The following is a 17,367-nucleotide window of genomic DNA, read 5'->3' on the forward strand; positions in this document are numbered from 1 at the left end:
CAAAAAAGCGCCTCTTTTGAGGCGCTTTTGAAAATTATTTTTAAGTTAAAGGATTTTCTATAACGTATTCTTCAACAAGTTCATTGTAATCGTCAAACCAATAAGCATTTGGGTTTCTTTTAAAGACCATTATTTTGCCAGCATTTTTCGGGTTATGGGCCCTTTGGTATCTAAAAATGATATGTTCTTTTGTTAAGGCTGATACTTCTATTTTACCTGTTTCATGAGACATTGCAAATCTTGCTCTTTTTGCAAGTCCAGAAACGTTCATTATTGCTTTTAAAAAGATTTGGTATCCTTCTTCTACGGGCACAGCAAATGGTTTGTTACCAGCAACAGGTCTTCCCTGGAAGACATAGTATGGTGGAACACCTATAAAGGAAAGTTTTTTAAACAGTTCCATTAATGTTTTCCAGTCATCATTTACGCCTTTGATTAATGGAGTTTGGTTTGCAAGTATAGCACCAGCTTTTTGAAGCATGTTAACGGCTATAATTGCTTGTTCTGTAAGTTCTCTTGGGTGATTAAATTGTGTCATTATGTAAATTTTCTTTTCGTTTGTTGAGTATTTTTTAATTAATTCTATTAATTCCGGGTCTTCTATGATTCTGTATGGATTGAAGGCAACCATTTTACTACCTATTCTTATAATTTGTACGTGTTCAATTTCTCTAATTTGGGATATTATTTTTTCCAATTTTTTTGTTGATAATAACAAAGGATCTCCGCCGGTGAGTAATACATTTGTAATTTCTTTATGTTTTTTTATGTATTCTAAGTCTTCAGTTACATCTCTTGCAACTTCTTCACCTATGTTTATGAATAACCTTTTTCTAAAGCAAAATCTACAAAAACCACCGCATACATCGTTTACCAGTAAGAGTGCTGTATCTCTGTATTTGTGTTGAAGTCCTTTGCTTATTGTATAACTTTTTTCGTTTGATGCATCTAATTTACCCCATTCTTCTAATTCTTCTAATTGAGGAATAATCAGTTTCCTAATGGGGTCATTTGGATCTTCCCAGTTTATTAGACTTAGGTAATAGTCATTTGCACGGAATTTATACTTTTCCGTGACTTTTTTCAATTCTTGTTTTTCTTTTTCCGTTAACTGGTCTACTTTTTCAATGTTTATAATGTAGTTGACAGGCATGATATCCCTCCTTTGTGAGAATTTTTTTGGTGGGAAAGCGGGGAAAATTAGGCATCTCTTATTTTATCAATTCAAGGTTACGATAGATTATAATTATAGAAACTACTAAGTTTCTTTTTAATTAATATTTTTTTGATTTGCATAAAACAAATTATATTATTTGATTAAAATTTATTACCTAAATATTTTTTTAGTTTCAGTATTGGAAGAAAACTGTATCATAATTAATATGAATAAATAAAAAAATAGACAGCTTAAGCTGTCTATTTTTCTATTAGGAGGGTATATATTTTGAAAGGGAAGTAGGTTATTTCATTACTTTTTAATTCGATTTTTTCTTCTTCTAAAATATTAGTCAGTGAGATTTTTCTGGAAAATGGAATGTTTAATTTAAGTTTGCCACTTGTTCCTACAACTTCTGCTATTCGTAAGACTATATTGTTGTTTGTTTGTTTTAAGGCTAGGATTTTGAAATTATCTGGAGAGATTTCTATCTTTCTTTTACATTCTAAATCCTTGTAAAATGCTATAATGTTTTTGTTAAATATATCTGCGGCTTGAATGGTTTCTTTTACGTCGTTACTTGGAAGGATAGCGTATGAAAATTCGTGTTTTCCTTCGTCTGCAAAAAAGTCAGGGTATATTCCTGATTTTAATAAAGACAATTCAATTGTGTTTCTGTCAACATGGTGTCCATATTTTCCATTATTGAGTATGGATATTCCAAAATCGTATTGCGAAAGATTTACCCATCTATGTCCTAAAACTTCAAATCGGGCCTTTTCATAATTTGTATTTTTATGAGTGGGTCGTTGTATGTATCCTATGTCTAAATCATATGTTGCTATCCTACTAAGTATATCTGTTGGAAATAAGGCTTTTAATAGACTCCTTCTCATATGCCAATCTATTTCATTTTTTATTTCCACAACTTTTGAATCTTTCCAAATAATGTAATATTGTCTAATAGTTGAATTTTCAATGTTGTATGTTATTTGTATTACTTTTCTTAATGGCCCTTCTTCGAGTGTTTGTATGTTTTCTGCTTCAAGCTTTATACCAGATTTTTTGTAGTTTATGTCAATATCCCAGTTTTCCCAATAGTATGGAATGTCTTTGTAAAGCATTAAGGTGTTCAAATTTTTTTCGTATTTATCTTCATAATATAAGTTTATTGTGCCATCTTCATTTATTGAAAAATCTATAGGATTGTTTTTAAATTTGCCTTCTTCAAAAATAGGCTTTGAATTTTTTATTTTTAATTTCAAAAATTCAAGTGGATCTATTGTTTCATCTAAATAATATATGAATTTACCATCAAATGTTTTTTGAACTTTTAGAGATTTTCCATTTAATTCTAGTGTAAATGCCTTGTCTAATGTGAATTTTATCTTTTGTTTAAATGAAGAAGGATTAAATATGGTAATATATCTATCTGTTTTTTCTCCCGTTATTTTATCTTCGATCTCTTTTGCTTTTTTTAATACAAATGATAATTCTTTTTCTGCTCTTTCGTATACCTCATTTATTGAAGAGCCTGGAAGAATGTCATGGAATTCGTTGTACAATACAGTATCCCAGAGGTTGTCTATTTCTTTTTGGTAATCTTTATCTAGTAAAACATTTAGTATTTCTACTTCTCTTAATTTGTCTTCACATTTCTTATGTAATATTTTTATCCTAGATTGTGAAGTAAGAGTTCCTCTGTGTAATTCAAGGTATAGTTCACCATCCCATGTTGGGAGGTTTTTGGTTGGAAGTTTTTTTACAAAATTTCCAACTTGGGAATATTGTATATCGGGTATCCCGGGAATTTCTTTTAGCGCATAATAGTTTTCACACATTTCTTCGGTAGGACCCCCTCCACCATCACCATATCCAAATGAAAGTAGAATATTAGATGTAAGGTCTTTTTGTCTAAAATTTTCAAATGTGTTTAGTACAGATTTTGCCGATATTTTTCCGTTGTATCCTTCTTCTAAATTTTTGAAGCTATAGTATATTACTTCACTTCCATCTAAACCACGCCATTTGCATAGGTCGTATGGAAATTCATTTGATTCGTTCCAGTAAAGTTTTGTGGTTACAAAGTAGTCTATATTTGCTTCTTTTAATATTTGAGGGAGAATCCATGAAAAACCGAAGACATCTGGAAGCCAACAAACATTTGATTTTTTTCCAAATTCTTTTTCAAAAAACTTTTGCCCATAGTAAAATTGCCTAATTAATGATTCAGCCGAAGGAATATTACAATCTGATTCTACCCACATTCCACCAATTGTTTCCCATTGCCCACCTTTCACCTTTTGTTTTATTTTTGAAAACAATATGGGATTTGTTTCTTTGATGTCTTTGTACATTTTTGCAGAGGATTGTGTAAAGATGAATTCTTTGTATTTTTGAGAAAGGGAAATTGCGTTTGAAAACGTTCTGTTTATTTTTCTTTTTGTTTCATCAATAGGCCAAAGCCAGGCATAATCGATATGTGCATGTCCTACTAAAAAAACTTTCCCGTATTTTGGAATATCTATTTCTTTTATTTTTGCTTTGTATTTGCTAAATGCAGTTAGAAATTTCTCTTTAATTTCTTTGTTGTCCCTTGAGTTTTTTTGTTTTAATTTTGGGGGATTCCATACACTTTTTACTTCATTTATTATTGCTGGGTTGTCCAAAGCGTTTTCCAAATATTCTTCTGTATTTCTTGGAATGTGTATACTGGAGAGAAATTCATCAGTTAAATCCATGAGTTTTTTTGAGAGTGTATTATTTTTTGTCTCTTCTGCTACCTGAATTACGTTGTATACAAAATTTAATGCCCGTTTAAATTCTATGTCGTATTTTATAAAGAAAGATTCATTAAAGATAGGTTCTTCTTTTGTTCCAAATAATCCTCTTGGAACTGTTTCAACTTTTATGTTGTGTTTTTTTCCATCAGAAAAATGAGAAAGGTCTATTTCACGGTGATATGGATTTATCTCTCCAACTGTTTCACCATCTATATACACCAATGATTCTCCTCCAAACCATCCTCTGAAATACACATTTTTTTCAGAAAGTAAAAACTCGTTTTCAAAGATAATTAAATTTTTATTCCATTTAAATGGAGGTGATATCAGTTTTTTATTTACTTTCCAACCTTCAAGTGGTGTCCTTTTTATTATGCAATATGGAAAGATTTCCGATAACATTCTCTTTAAATGATTTAATTCCTTGTCTTTGCTTCTATACATGTTTTTCACCCTTTCCACATCCACATGAATTTCTAACCACAATATTGCTTTTTATTCTATTGATCATTTCTATGTTTTCCTTTTTTATAAGTCTAACTATTAATGAAGCTGCTGTTTCTCCTATTAATGATAAATCTTGGTTAATAGTTGTAAGTGGAGGTTCAATTACTTTGGATACGTAGTCGTTATCATATCCCACAATCTTTACATCTTCGGGTATTTTTACGTTTGCCTTAAGTAATGTGGTAATTCCTCTAACTGCCATCATATCGTTACAGAAGAAGATTGTATCGAAATTCTTTGAGAGTTTTACAAGTTTGGAATAGTCTCCGTCTATTGTGGGAATTTTTAAAATTTCAGGTTTTATTTTTAATCCTGAAGAGATACCTTGATATCTTTCTTGAACGCTTGAAATTGTCAAATCTTCGCTTGTAACGTATAGCGGTTTTTTTGTTTTATGATATTTTCTCATATGTTCACCTAATATTTTTCCACCGTGGTAATTGTCGTTTAAAACTGTTGGTACTGACATTCCTATATCAATATTTCTATCTACAAAAACAATTGGAAAGTTTGAATTTAATAAAGATTTTAATATTTCGTTTCCCATAGTAATTATTGTTGGCTCCATTATTATACCGTCTACGCCCATTGAAAGTAATTCTTTTATAGCGTTTTTTTCTGCTTCAAGATTTGGTATGCTTTCTACTACAAAACATTTACTTCCTATTTTTGAACAAAACTTTATTATTCCGTATACAATTTTTGTGTTCTGAACAATGATACCTATTTTCTTTTTAGATATGACGTTGATTTCCGTTACAAAGGTCCCAATTCCAAAAACACGGGTTATTATTCCCTTTTTCTCAAGTTCTGATAAGGCTTTTCTTACAGTGCTTCTGGTTGTGTTAAATTCTTCGGCAAGTACATTTTCCGAAGGAATTTTATCGCCTGGTAAATAGTCGCCTTTTAATATTTTGGTTTCGATAAAATTTGCAATTCTTAGATAGAGAGGGATCATGTTGTACCTCCTAGTTTTCGTATTTTAACCAATCTAATATTTCACTAATATATCCAAAAGCAATTGCAGTTACCGTATCAGCGGCACCATAATATATAACTACGTTGTTATTTTCGGTAATTGCCGATACGGGAAAGACCACATTTGGTACATCTCCAACTTGTTCGTAAATTTCCTGTGGAGATAGAAGATAAGATTTTGAGCGTTTAATAACCTTCCATGGTTTTTCAAGATCAAGGAGAGCAGCACCAAAGCTATATACATAACCGTTACATGAAAGTAGTACACCATGATAAAACAAGAGCCAACCTTCTTTTGTTTCAATAGGAGCTGGACCTGGTCCTATTTTCAAAGATTGCCATGGAGTGTATCCTGCTCCCATAACATATCTGTGTTTTCCCCAGTGTATCATATCTGGACTTTCGCTGTAAAATATATCTCCAAATGGTGTGTGTCCAGTGTCAGAAGGTCTACTAAGCATTGCATACTTTCCATTTATTTTTCTAGGAAATAATACGCCGTTTCTATTGTAAGGTAGGAATGCATTTTCTATTTGGTAAAATTTTTCAAAGTCAAAGGTATATCCCACTCCAATAGTTGGACCGTGGTAACCATTACACCAGGTTATCCAATATCTATCTTCAATATATACCACTCTAGGATCGTATTTATAGTCGCTTTTGATTTCTTCTGACTCTTTTATGAACTCTATGGGATGATTATTTATTGTCCAATCTAATCCATCTTTGCTAAATCCTGTTCTTATGTTCATATTTCTTTGTTTGTCATCTACCCTAAAAACTCCCGCAAAACCATCTTTGTGCTTTACTATCGCGCTGTTAAAAATACTATTTGAATTTTTTGCAGCATTTCTTTTTATAACCGGGTTTTTGGAATATCTCCACAAGATTTCAGTTGAACTATTTGGTCTTTCTTCCCAAGGAATCAATTTTATCACTCCTTTATTTTATTCCAGTAAGTTTAATACCTTCTATTAAATACTTTTGTGCGATAAAGAAAAAGATAATTGTTGGAATAAGAGTAAGCGTTGCAGCTGCCATAGCTTGATTCCAGTACGTACCGTATCTACTCATAAACATAGGCATACCTAAAGCAAGAGGATATTTTGTTTCGCTAGTGATATAGATTAAAGGTCCCATATAGTTGTTCCAGGTGCCTGTAAATGTAAAGAGTGAAACTAATGCCAAGACGGGTTTTGATAGGGGGAGCATTATTTTAAAAAATATTTTAAAGTCACTTGCACCATCGATTTTTGCGGCTTCAATTATTTCGTTTGGAATAGTGTTGAAAAATTGCCTTATTAAAAACACATTCATAGCACCACCCCCTAAAAAGGCAGGTACTATTAGCGGAAGAAATGTATCTAGCCATCCAAGATGTTTGTATATAAGAAAGACAGGTATCATCGTTACTGCACCAGGAAGCATTATACTTGCCATCATAACAGCAAAGAAAAAGTTTCTTCCCCGCCATTTTATTTTTGAAAATCCGTATGCAACAAATGGAGCGGAAAAAACAACCCCAACAAGGTTTCCTATGGTAATAATTATACTATTTTTTAAGTAAAGAAAAAAAGGAAATTTTTCCAAAGCTTTTTTGTAATTGCTCCAATCTGGATTCTGTGGAAATATTTTTGGTGGAAAAGTTAAAAGTTCACTATCAGGTTTTAGTGAAGTGCCTATCATCCAAAAAAAGGGTAATAGGTATATGAAAGTGATGATTAATAGAATAATTCTCCTTATGATATACGTATTTTTTCTCATTTTTACACCACCTAGTTTCCAAAATAGTAGACCCATTTTTTAGAGGTTGCAAAATACAATAAGGTTAAAATGAATGTGAGACCAAATAAAATCCAAGAAAGAGCAGAAGCATACCCCATATTTGTGTAAGTAAATGCGTGTTTGTAAATATATATGGATAGAGATAAACTTGCATTTGCTGGCCCACCATTTGTTAATAGCATAGGAAGATCAAAAATTTGTAACGCACCTATTGTTGATGTAATAAGATAATACAATATAGTAGGGGTAATAAGTGGTAGTGTGATTTTTCTAAACATTGTAAAGCTTTTTGCTCCATCTATTTTTGCAGATTCATACAGCTCTTTGGGTATGTCTTTTAAAGCAGCGGAAAAAATCAACATAGCACTACCTACGCCCCATTGTGCGGCAATAATAATTGTAGGTTTTACCCATTTTTCACTACTTAACCATAATGGCCCCTCAACACCTATTAAATCTAATAGGCTGTTAACCAATCCAAGATAAGGATGGAAAAACCAGGTGACAACTGCCGAAAAAGCAAAGGCTGGTACAATAGAAGGCATATATATTGCAGCTCTATAAAATGCCACTTCTTTTAATGGTTTGTTTAATAAAAATGCTATTCCCAATGCCACGATTAATCCCAGAGGAACTAATCCTATTGCAAAAATTAAAGTGTTTTTCAAGCTTTTCCAAAACAAAGGGTCGTTAAAGATTTTTACGTAATTTTCCGTGCCGATCCATTTTACATCGGTGGTAATACTAAATTCTGTAAAAGAATAGTAAAATGAAGCTATAAAAGGTATAAGGGTAAAAATAATAAATCCAAATAGCCAAGGAGAAATAAATATAAGTCCTTTTAATATGTTTTTTCTTTCTTTTTTCATATAAATTACCTCCTGAAAGACCCATGTGGCGTAAAGCCACATGGTAAAGAATTAAAATGATTCAAGTCCGTAAACTTCAACTTCGTAAATCCTTGCTGCTTTATCTCCAGTTTGTGTTGGTGTTTCAACGAAAAGTCTAAAATATCTAGTTTTTACAGGGGCAAATGAATGTTTGGTAATACCTTTTGTATTACCCTTAACAACGGATATATCTTTCCAGCTTTTTCCATCATCACTTGCTTGTAATCTAAAGTCTTTTGTGTTCCAATCAGGCGATTCGTGGCCAGCCTCGGCGTGTTTTATTATTACGCTGCTAATTATTACTTCTTTACCAAAGTCTATTACCAACCAATGTGGAAGTTCTCCTACAGCACACCATTTGCTGTTATTTTCAACTGTTCCATCGACTGCCATAGAAGGTTTTTCAGTAGGAACGTTTGAGCTTGCATAAGTTTTTTTGTTTAAAGCAAGGTTTTTAATATTTTTTGCCTTTGTTGTTACCACTATCAGAGGATTGTATATTTTCACATCTTCTCCTTCGGAGTTCATGGCAACCAATATTGCTGGATATATTCCCTCTTTTTTATAAGTTACAACGGGATTTTTCTCGTATGAAACATTTGGAGTAGCACCTGGAAGTATCCATAGCCATTTTTCAGTTACTTTTGAAGATTTATCAAAAAATGTTACACTGCTATTTGGAAGAATAATTGTATTACTTACCTCAAAGTTTGCCTTGGGTTTGGGGTAAGGTGGCCAATTGAAAGATATTTTAGTTGGAATGGATCTTTGCATATCTTTGGAAACTCCAACTATTTCAAGAGTGGTAGAGGTTTCTTTTCCGTACCTTGTTATTTCAGATATGTACGTGTAGTTATTATATGTTGCCCAGACAAATTCTCTTTTTCCATTTTTTATCCTGTAGATTTCGTAATATTCTGCATTTGATTTGTTCCAGTGGAGTTTCATTTGTGCGTATAAACCTTCTTTGAATGTTAATTCATCAATTTTTACGTTCGTAACTTTTCTTACCTTTTCATTTTTTACAGGTATTATTCCTATTTTACCTATATTTATGTTGTATGACGTCTTGGTTGAACCTTCTATCTCAAAAGAGATGTATTTAATGTTTTTTTCTGTTTCTAAGTTGTAAATGGTCTTTACCCAATCATCAAATAATTTTAACTCATAACTTTTGTTTTTGTTGTTTTCAAAAGTGAGTATGACTCTGGTTTTTATATTTCCTGTTCCCTTTATAACCGTTTCAAGGATGGTTGGATTTTCAATATAAAGTTCTGCTGCATACAAAGTTATTAAGGTTCTTTCGCCTTTTTCCAAATTACCTTGGATTTTAAGTGAGCTTCCGCCGTAATATGCAGTTGAATAATCAACAAAAATTTTTGGAATAGGGCCAGTTACTTTCCATCTATAGGTTGGAAAGATGTCCATTAGACTTCTGTTGTTCCAAGGGATATTGGAAAGTTTTTTTCCGTCAACGTAAAATGCATATCCATGCCCTGCATTAAAATGGGTAATAAATGGGAGGGAAGTTATTGGGGATTTTTCTACAACAAATTTTGAAGGAGCTTGCCATCTGTATTGTTTGTAGTTTTCATTCCATTTTATTTTGAAAAATTCTTCTTTTCCGTTATAAGTTAGCACTGGATGGTCTGCAATCCAAAGTGTCTCTTCATTTTGCCAGAATTTTGAAATGTTCTTTGTTGAATAATATGCCCAGCTTGGACAGTAAAATCCTAAAGAAACTTTTAATTTTCCATTTTCGTCGATTATTTTTGGCCAGTTTGAGTATGTGTAGAATCCATTTGCCTGGAGATCAAAACCTACGAAAATATCATCTTTTTTTAGGTTGTATTTCTTCATGGTATTTAACGTATTTTCAATTGTTTCAGGTCTTTTTAAGGATTGCCACCTAAAATCCAAAAAGATGGCATCTACTAACTTTTTGTCGTTGTTCACTATATACACAACATTGTTTTCGTTTAATTCTCCTTGCCATTCTATTGCACCAATTTTTGACATGGCATCATACCAGACTACCTTCATCCAAGGAGCTTTTTCTTTAAGGTAGTTTAAAAAATTTATCATCTTTTTTACATGGGTTTCATTGCAACCTTTAGTTTCTTGGTTAATAAACCAACCATCAAAACCATATGTTTCGGCTACTTCTATAAGTTTATCTGCAATTATAAATTTTCCGTTTTCCTCTTTTAAGAGTTGATCAACCCAATTTCTTCTTCCACCATATATGTTTGGAGGGAAGAATATAGTTCCAAGAACGTAAACTCCGTTTTTATGTGCAAGGTCGATAACATCTGCACTTGGAGGGACGATAATTCCTTCGCCAGCTGATCCAGCCCATGCAACAAGATAATCAACGTATTGCCAGAAGGAAAAGGGATATGTTTTAAAGGAGTTATTACTTCCTTGTGATGGCATACCACTCGTAGAAGGATTCATAATGGATAAAACCATTATTTTTACATCTTTTTCTGCAAAGTTTGTAATTGGTTCGGCGTATATTCTTTTTGCAAGTGGTATGTGGGATATGTTATAAACGATATTCGGATCAGATTTCCAATCCAATAAATCGTTCGGATACCAATATGAGCTTTCCGGGATTGCGTAGACAAATATAGAGAAAATTATTAAAAGAATAAATACCAGTTTTTTCATAAATTCGCCCCCTATTTACCCAAAATTTTGTCGTATGCTTCTTGTACTTCTTTTTGAGCATCTAAAAGTGCTTGTTCTACTGATTTTTTACCTGTTAATACATAATCCCTTGCTTCAACAAGTTTATCCCAAAGTAATGCTCCTACTGGAAGAGGTGGTCTTGTTTTTGCATTGTCAAGAAGCTCTACAAATACCTTTTGGGATGGGTCTTTTTCTAAAAAGCTTTTTACAGCTGGTTTATATGTAGGAAGATGTAATGTATCAACGCAGTATATTACTTGTCCTTTTGTTGCAATATAGTATGCAAGTTTTGCAGCCGCTTCTTTGTGTTTTGCACCTCTTGGTATAGCAAGGCTCCATCCTCCTGCCCAGGTGACGGGTTTTCCACTTTTTGTTGGTATGCCACTTATTTTGTATTCAAAGTCTTTTGGTGCGAACATTTTCAATCCTGAAATAGTCCAATTTCCATCTACAATCATTGCCAATTTTCCTGCTGTAAATGGATTTAAATCTCCAATTTGCAACGAGCCAAATGCATTTAGAGCTTCATAACCAAATCTATTTGCCCATTCTTCTTGCCATTTGTATGCTTCAATTACACCTGGATCAGTTGCAAATATAAATTTTCCGCTTTCTTTATCAAAGATTTTTCCCTCGAATGCGAAAATCCATGTATAAGGCCATCCTTGGGCATACCAGGGGATAAATCCAACGGTTTCATACCTTCCTCTTTTACCTTCGACTGTTAATTTATCCGCAACGTTGATCATTTCGTAGACAGTTTTTGGTGGTTCGTTGTATCCTGCTTTTTTTAGAAGTTTTGCATTATAGAGTAGGATTCTCACATCTGTATCAAATGGCAAAGCCCACATTTTTCCGTTGAAAATACATTCTTCAATCGCAAAACTGTAGAATTGATTTTTCATTTCAGATATATCAATACCTATTTTTTTAAGGTAATCTTCCATAGGTTCGAGTACGTTGTTTGCAGCTCTTTGAGAAACTGTAAATCTGTCTAAGTAGACAAGATCTGGTCCTGTGCCAGCTGCTACAGCTGTTAATAGTTTTGTTGAATCAGTTTCTGCTGCTGGAACAATTACCACTTTTACTTTTATGTCTGGATTTTCATTTTCAAACTCTTTAATGATCTTTTCAATACTACTTTTGTCTGGATCTCGAGATAGTCCATGCCAAAAAACAACTTCAACTTGTGAAAAAACCAATCCAATGATAAGTGTTAAAAAAATACTAACTAACTTTTTCACCTAAGACACCCCCTTGTTTTTGATAAGTTAACCTGATTGTATAATTTCTTCTTGTTTAAAGTCAAAGTATAAGAGAAGTGATTGTCATTGATTATACCTGTATATACAGGTATAATCAAGAAAACTTTATTTTTTTATATAATTTTGGTTAATTTTTTGCGTGTTTATTATGCATTGCATAAAAATTTACATTTGGGATAATTGATTTGTAACAAAAAGGTGTTAAAGTATATTATGCGATGCATAATAAAAAGGAGGTGTAGTTTTGGAAAGGTTGGGAAGATTTGTTCAAAAACACGCGTTTTGGATAATTTTGGTTACTTTTTTACTAACGATATTTTTTGGTTATCAAATAAGAAATTTGGAGGTGAAAGATGATATTACAAAATATCCCCCGAAAGATGATCCGCTTGTAAAAAAGTATGAATCACTTGCGGATGAATTTGGGATTAATTCTATGGTTATGGTTGGTTTTGAAATTGATTCTTTTGGTGATTTGGAGAAAATTGATAATTTAACGTTGAAGGTTGGAAAGACCGAGGGAGTTGAACACGTAACATCATTAACCAATATTCCGCTTGTAGTTAAGACGGAAAATGGTATAGAAGTTTCTACTGTGTCTGAAATGTTAAAGGCAAGGAAGGTTGAACCAAAGGAGCTTTTAAAGTATAAAACGTTGAAAGATAAGTTTATTTCAAGCGATGCAAGAGCAGGATTAATGCTTGTTTCTCTTGAAGAGGGGAAAGAGTCTGAAACATTTGATTCAGTGAAAGCACTTATTGAGAGTAATTATGACAAAGGGGTACATTTTTATGGGATTTCTGCTGTAAATCAGTCGGTAAAAGAAATTACATTGAGAAATTTATTAAAGCTTGTTCCTATTTCCCTATTCATTGTTGTTTTGATATTGACTATTACCTTTAGAAAACTCACAGGAGCTTTATTGCCTATTTTAGGTGTGGTTATAAGCGTTATTTGGACGATGGGGTTAATTGTACTTTTTGGTTTTAAAATTACAATTGCAAATTCAGTTATTCCAGTTGCTTTGATCTCAATAGGTACTGCATATTCAATACACGTAGTTAATAAGTATTATGAAGAAAAGGGAGACAGAGGAGAAAGAGCAATATATACACTAAGAGATGTTGGAATGGCTGTGTTGTTAAGTGGAATTACAACAGCTGTAGGGTTTTTGTCTTTGCTTACAGCTGATATAAAACCTGTGTGGGTAATGGGGATTTTTTCTAGTGTCGGAGTAATGCTTTGTAATTTCATTGCATTGTTTTTCGTTCCCTCAATGCTTTATTATATTAACCCACCGGCTATTTTTCATATAGAAAAGAGACATTCAAAATTAGATTTAAAACCTAAATTTACATTAATTGTTTTGTTAGTTTTAGTAGTTTTAACTATACCGTTTTTGTTTCGTATCAAAACGGATATGGATATAATAAATTCCATTAATAAAAATGAAAGAATAATAGTTGATAAGAAATTTATAGAGAAAAGTTTTGGGGGATGCGATTATATATTTATAGATATACAAGGAGATTTTAAAGATCCAGGTGTGTTAATGGCACTTAATGAGATTGAAAAGAGATTAAAAGGTGTAAAAGGTGTTGTTAACACATTTTCCATAGTTGATACAATGCTAGATTTAAGTAAAGCATTTACAGGTTTTTATTCTATTCCGTTCTCAAAAGAGGAGTTATCCAATTTATGGTTTTTCCTCCAGGGAAATGAAACGATTTATTCTGTTGTAAACAAGCAATTAAATAGAGGTATTATCCAAGTAACGGTAAAAGTTGAAAGTGAAAGTGAGACACGAAGATTGATTGACGATATTGATAATATATTAAATCAAGTTCCAAAGGGGTTTAGGTTGGAAAGATTACCAGATTTTAATTATTATGCATCAGCATTAAACGTTGATGTGAAAAAGTTAAAAAGAGCGTATGATGAAGTAAAATCTCTTTCTTTTTCGGATATAGCTAAATTACATGTTGGTGATATTTTAAGTGCAATTTCAAATGTGGAAGAGTTGATGGGAGAAGAGTTAAAGGATAAAGAAGGTGTTTTAAAAGATATTCTAAAGGTTATGCATTTTTCCGAGGAGGCATTTGAAAACACATTACGGGATTTGGATTTGGGATATTTGCTTTACAACGAGTTATATGTTCCATATAAAATGTGGAAGAGTCAGGTTTTTGCAGAGAAATTAGGTGTGGATTACACAGAGAAAACTGAACAGTATCTAAAGATAGTTTCAGAGGAGCAAATCTATGTGCCTTCGAAAAAAGAGACTTATAGTGCAATTCATACAGGAGCGCAAGAAATAGCGTTATACGTAAGTGATCTTTTATTTAAAAACCAATATCAATCAATGTTTCTCACACTTCTTGTTGTATTTTTCCTGCTTTTTCTACAGATGAAATCTCTAAGGATAGGTTTGATTGGGATAATCCCATCTATATTTACCGTATATTTCAATTTTGTGTTAATGGGAGCTTTTAATATACCGCTTAATACTGCAACTATCTCTATTGCTGCAATTGCAATAGGTGCGGGTGTAGATTATGCAATTCATTATATTTCAAGGTATAAAATTGAAAGACAAAGGGTTAAGGATGATAAAGAAGCAGTTGTTAGAACAATTTTTACCAGTGGAAGGGGAATTATCTTTAATGCATTTGCAGTTTCTTTTGGATTCTTTACTTTTGTGTTTTCAGATATAAAGATGCTTAAGCAGTTTGGTGTGTTAACGGGTATAACTTTAATTTTAAGTGCAATTTTGACAATAGTGTTTCTTTCTTCAGTATTTTTATTAAAAAAAGAAGGAGGGAGAGTATGAATTTGAAGAAGCAGGTATTGTTGATGTTTTTAACACTTTTTGTAATTTCTGCGTTTTCCTTGACAGGACAACAGGTATTGGATTTAGTTAAAGATAACTATCAAAATGTAAAGGATGAAAAAGCTTTGTTTGATTTAAGGATGGTAGATGAAAAAGGAAATGTCCAGGAAAAAGAGTTCGAAATTTACATGTATAAAAAAAGTGAAGATGTTGTTTATGCGATAATTAGGTTCAACAAGCCTAAATCTGATAAAAATTTAACGTTATTGGTGAAAGGTGCAGATAATATTTATCTTTATATGCCCGCTTTTAGAACAACAAAGAGAATTAGTGGTGCGGCAAAAAACGATAGATTTGCAGGCTCTGATTTCACGTATAAAGATATAGAGCTTGTTTATAAAGTTAGTGATAAAAATTATGAAGCTGAGCTTACAAAAGAAGATGAAAATTATTACTACTTACATATTACACACAATGATTCAGAATTGGATTTTAAAGAATTGAATATGAAAGTTGATAAAAAGTTAAAAATTCCCGTTTACATTGAATTTTTCAATTGGCAAGGAGAAAAATATAAGAGTATAACTTTTGAAAAAATTGAAAATGTAAAAGGGTACAATGTCCCAAAAAAGATAGTTGCAAAAAATTTAAAAGAAAATACTGTTACTGAAATTGTCATGAAAGAAGTGGAATTTGATATAGGTATTCCTGAAAGATTCTTTTCACCAGTTACAATTTCAAAACCAATATTGAGATTTTAGTTGAGGAGGGAAATGTATGAAGAAAATTAGTTTTGCTTTGTTGTTATTTTCTATTTTAGCTTTTTCCTTTAACTTAAATTTTGAAAGTGGATATTTTTACATAGACTCAGATATTTTGAATATTGGTGAATATGATTTTGGAATGTTAAAGCTAAGTACAGATACAAAGTTTAATGGAACATTTTATGCAAAATCTTCATTGGTATTTGATCAAATTTATGAAAATTCGTATTTATATTTTAAAGGAGATTTTTATGCGATTTCTTTACCAATTCCCACTTTTGTTACTGCTTTAGAAGAAGCCTATGCTGAGATATATACAAATTTGGGAGATATTAAGGTTGGAAGATTTGTAGATAAATTACCAGATTCCGAGGTATATAAAGTGTATGATAAGGTAGGAAAGTATGTTGATAATAAAAAGTTGCCATTAACAGGTTTAAAATACTTGTATACAACGGATTTTGGAAGTTTTATGTTTAATGTATTTTCAAATCTGGAAACATTTGCAAGTAATCCTTCTACTTATACTTACACGGTTAAAACGGAAATACCAGATTTGTATAAATCTCAAATTTTGGCTTTGTTGTCTTCTCAATCGACACCGATTCTTGAAGATTTGTTAGGTGAAAAATCAGGGTATGGTTTGGGGTTTATGGGAAATATTTTTGGGATTGATTATTCTTTTTACTTAACATACAAGTTAGCAGATTACTTTGTCGTAGATAGAGTGCTTGAAGAAGGGCCATTGGTAAAAAGACCATTTATATACACGATTTCAAATAGTTTAGTCTATCAAATACCGGACACTCTATTTATGCTGCACAATTATTTTGGTTTTGAGTCTGAAAGTATAAGTAATTTTGATATAATTGTATCGGGATTGGGAAAAGTGGATATTGAAGAAAAAGTTCCAAGTGTTTTGGAAAATGTTTTGGGAATTGAGTATCAAATTGGTAGTGATGGTTTAATAGGTCTGGATGTTTATACGAAATTTTTAGATTTAAAATATCATTCAAGTTCTTTTGGTGTTTATGGAAATTATACAAAAGATAATATGGATATTAAAGGTGTGATAAAATATAACGTGGAAGATAAAAAAATTGGCATTTTATATGAAGCAGGTTATGGTTTTGATGATTACACTAAACTATTTATTAGGGGAAAGTGGAATGATGATGTAAATTTGATAATGGTTGGTGTAAAATCTGAAATTTAATTTTATGGAGGAATATGTGCGGTTAATAAAAAAATACAAAAACAGAAAATTGTATGATACGTTTGATAAACAATTCATTACATTGGATGATATTGCTAATTTTGTTAAAAAAGGTGAGATTATTAAAGTTATAGATGACCTGGGTAATGATATTACCCAGGAAATTTCTTTAAAAGCAAGGTTAAAGGGAAAGATATTTGGAAATATTAGAAGGGAAATTATTGAAAAACTCATACATGGTTTTATTAAAATATTTAAGGGAAATACGGATGAATTTGTGGAGATTTTACTTGATTTAGTAAATCAGGGGGTTTTACCTGCAGATATAGCCAAAGAGCTTGGAAATTCCGTAATAAAACATTTTAATGAATTTAATGATAGAATAAAGGAAGATATTTTGGAAATTATAAAATCAACAGGTTTTGTTCCAAAACAAGAATATGAAGAGTTAAAAGAAAAGTATGAAAGGTTAAAAAGAAAATGTAAAGAGGGGGAATAG

12 protein-coding genes are annotated in these 17,367 nt (G+C 31.8%); 4 read left to right on the forward strand and 8 right to left on the reverse strand.

Translation table 11 applies throughout. From position 1 onward, the window contains the following. Positions 1-40: 40 nt before the first annotated feature. The 8 genes from TMEL_RS05260 to TMEL_RS05295 form a co-directional block, all read right to left on the reverse strand. Positions 41-1,153, reverse strand: a complete 1,113-nt coding sequence (locus tag TMEL_RS05260) for a KamA family radical SAM protein (protein WP_012057231.1) — start codon at positions 1,151-1,153, stop codon at positions 41-43. A gap of 263 nt (positions 1,154-1,416) precedes the next feature. Then, positions 1,417-4,383: an alpha-mannosidase gene (locus tag TMEL_RS05265; protein ID WP_012057232.1), complete on the reverse strand. Its 2,967-nt coding sequence runs from the start codon at positions 4,381-4,383 to the stop codon at positions 1,417-1,419. Next, a complete protein-coding gene (locus TMEL_RS05270) occupies positions 4,376-5,404 on the reverse strand; it encodes a GntR family transcriptional regulator (RefSeq protein ID WP_012057233.1) in 1,029 nt (342 codons plus the stop codon). The genes TMEL_RS05265 and TMEL_RS05270 overlap by 8 nt, the downstream gene beginning before the upstream one ends. Positions 5,405-5,414: 10 nt before the next feature. Continuing rightward, complete coding sequence (locus TMEL_RS05275; protein WP_041426009.1) at positions 5,415-6,362, reverse strand: glycoside hydrolase family 130 protein; 948 nt, start codon at positions 6,360-6,362, stop codon at positions 5,415-5,417. A gap of 4 nt (positions 6,363-6,366) precedes the next feature. Further along, positions 6,367-7,188, reverse strand: a complete 822-nt coding sequence (locus TMEL_RS05280; RefSeq protein WP_012057235.1) for a carbohydrate ABC transporter permease — start codon at positions 7,186-7,188, stop codon at positions 6,367-6,369. A gap of 11 nt (positions 7,189-7,199) precedes the next feature. Continuing rightward, positions 7,200-8,078, reverse strand: coding sequence for a carbohydrate ABC transporter permease (locus tag TMEL_RS05285; RefSeq protein WP_012057236.1), 879 nt, complete (start codon positions 8,076-8,078; stop codon positions 7,200-7,202). Positions 8,079-8,129: 51 nt separating this feature from the next. After that, the gene (locus tag TMEL_RS05290; RefSeq protein WP_012057237.1) at positions 8,130-10,772 is read right to left on the reverse strand and encodes an endo-beta-N-acetylglucosaminidase; all 2,643 of its coding nucleotides are present in this window, start codon (positions 10,770-10,772) and stop codon (positions 8,130-8,132) included. A gap of 11 nt (positions 10,773-10,783) precedes the next feature. Continuing rightward, a complete protein-coding gene (locus TMEL_RS05295; protein ID WP_012057238.1) occupies positions 10,784-12,037 on the reverse strand; it encodes an ABC transporter substrate-binding protein in 1,254 nt (417 codons plus the stop codon). 265 nt (positions 12,038-12,302) lie between these two features. Between TMEL_RS05295 and TMEL_RS05300 the strand changes: the two genes are divergently transcribed. From TMEL_RS05300 to TMEL_RS05315, 4 genes are read left to right on the forward strand one after another with little or no spacing between them, the layout of a single operon-like run. Continuing rightward, positions 12,303-14,888, forward strand: a complete 2,586-nt coding sequence (locus TMEL_RS05300) for an efflux RND transporter permease subunit (RefSeq protein WP_012057239.1) — start codon at positions 12,303-12,305, stop codon at positions 14,886-14,888. Further along, positions 14,885-15,649 (forward strand): outer membrane lipoprotein-sorting protein, encoded by a 765-nt coding sequence (locus TMEL_RS05305; protein WP_012057240.1) that lies wholly within the window; start codon positions 14,885-14,887, stop codon positions 15,647-15,649. Before TMEL_RS05300 ends, TMEL_RS05305 begins: the two co-directional genes overlap by 4 nt. Positions 15,650-15,665: 16 nt before the next feature. Further along, positions 15,666-16,868 (forward strand): hypothetical protein, encoded by a 1,203-nt coding sequence (locus tag TMEL_RS05310; RefSeq protein ID WP_012057241.1) that lies wholly within the window; start codon positions 15,666-15,668, stop codon positions 16,866-16,868. 16 nt (positions 16,869-16,884) lie between these two features. Beyond that, complete coding sequence (locus TMEL_RS05315; protein ID WP_012057242.1) at positions 16,885-17,367, forward strand: polyhydroxyalkanoate synthesis regulator DNA-binding domain-containing protein; 483 nt, start codon at positions 16,885-16,887, stop codon at positions 17,365-17,367.

The organism is Thermosipho melanesiensis BI429 (assembly GCF_000016905.1).
In the GTDB taxonomy this organism is placed as follows: domain Bacteria; phylum Thermotogota; class Thermotogae; order Thermotogales; family Fervidobacteriaceae; genus Thermosipho; species Thermosipho melanesiensis.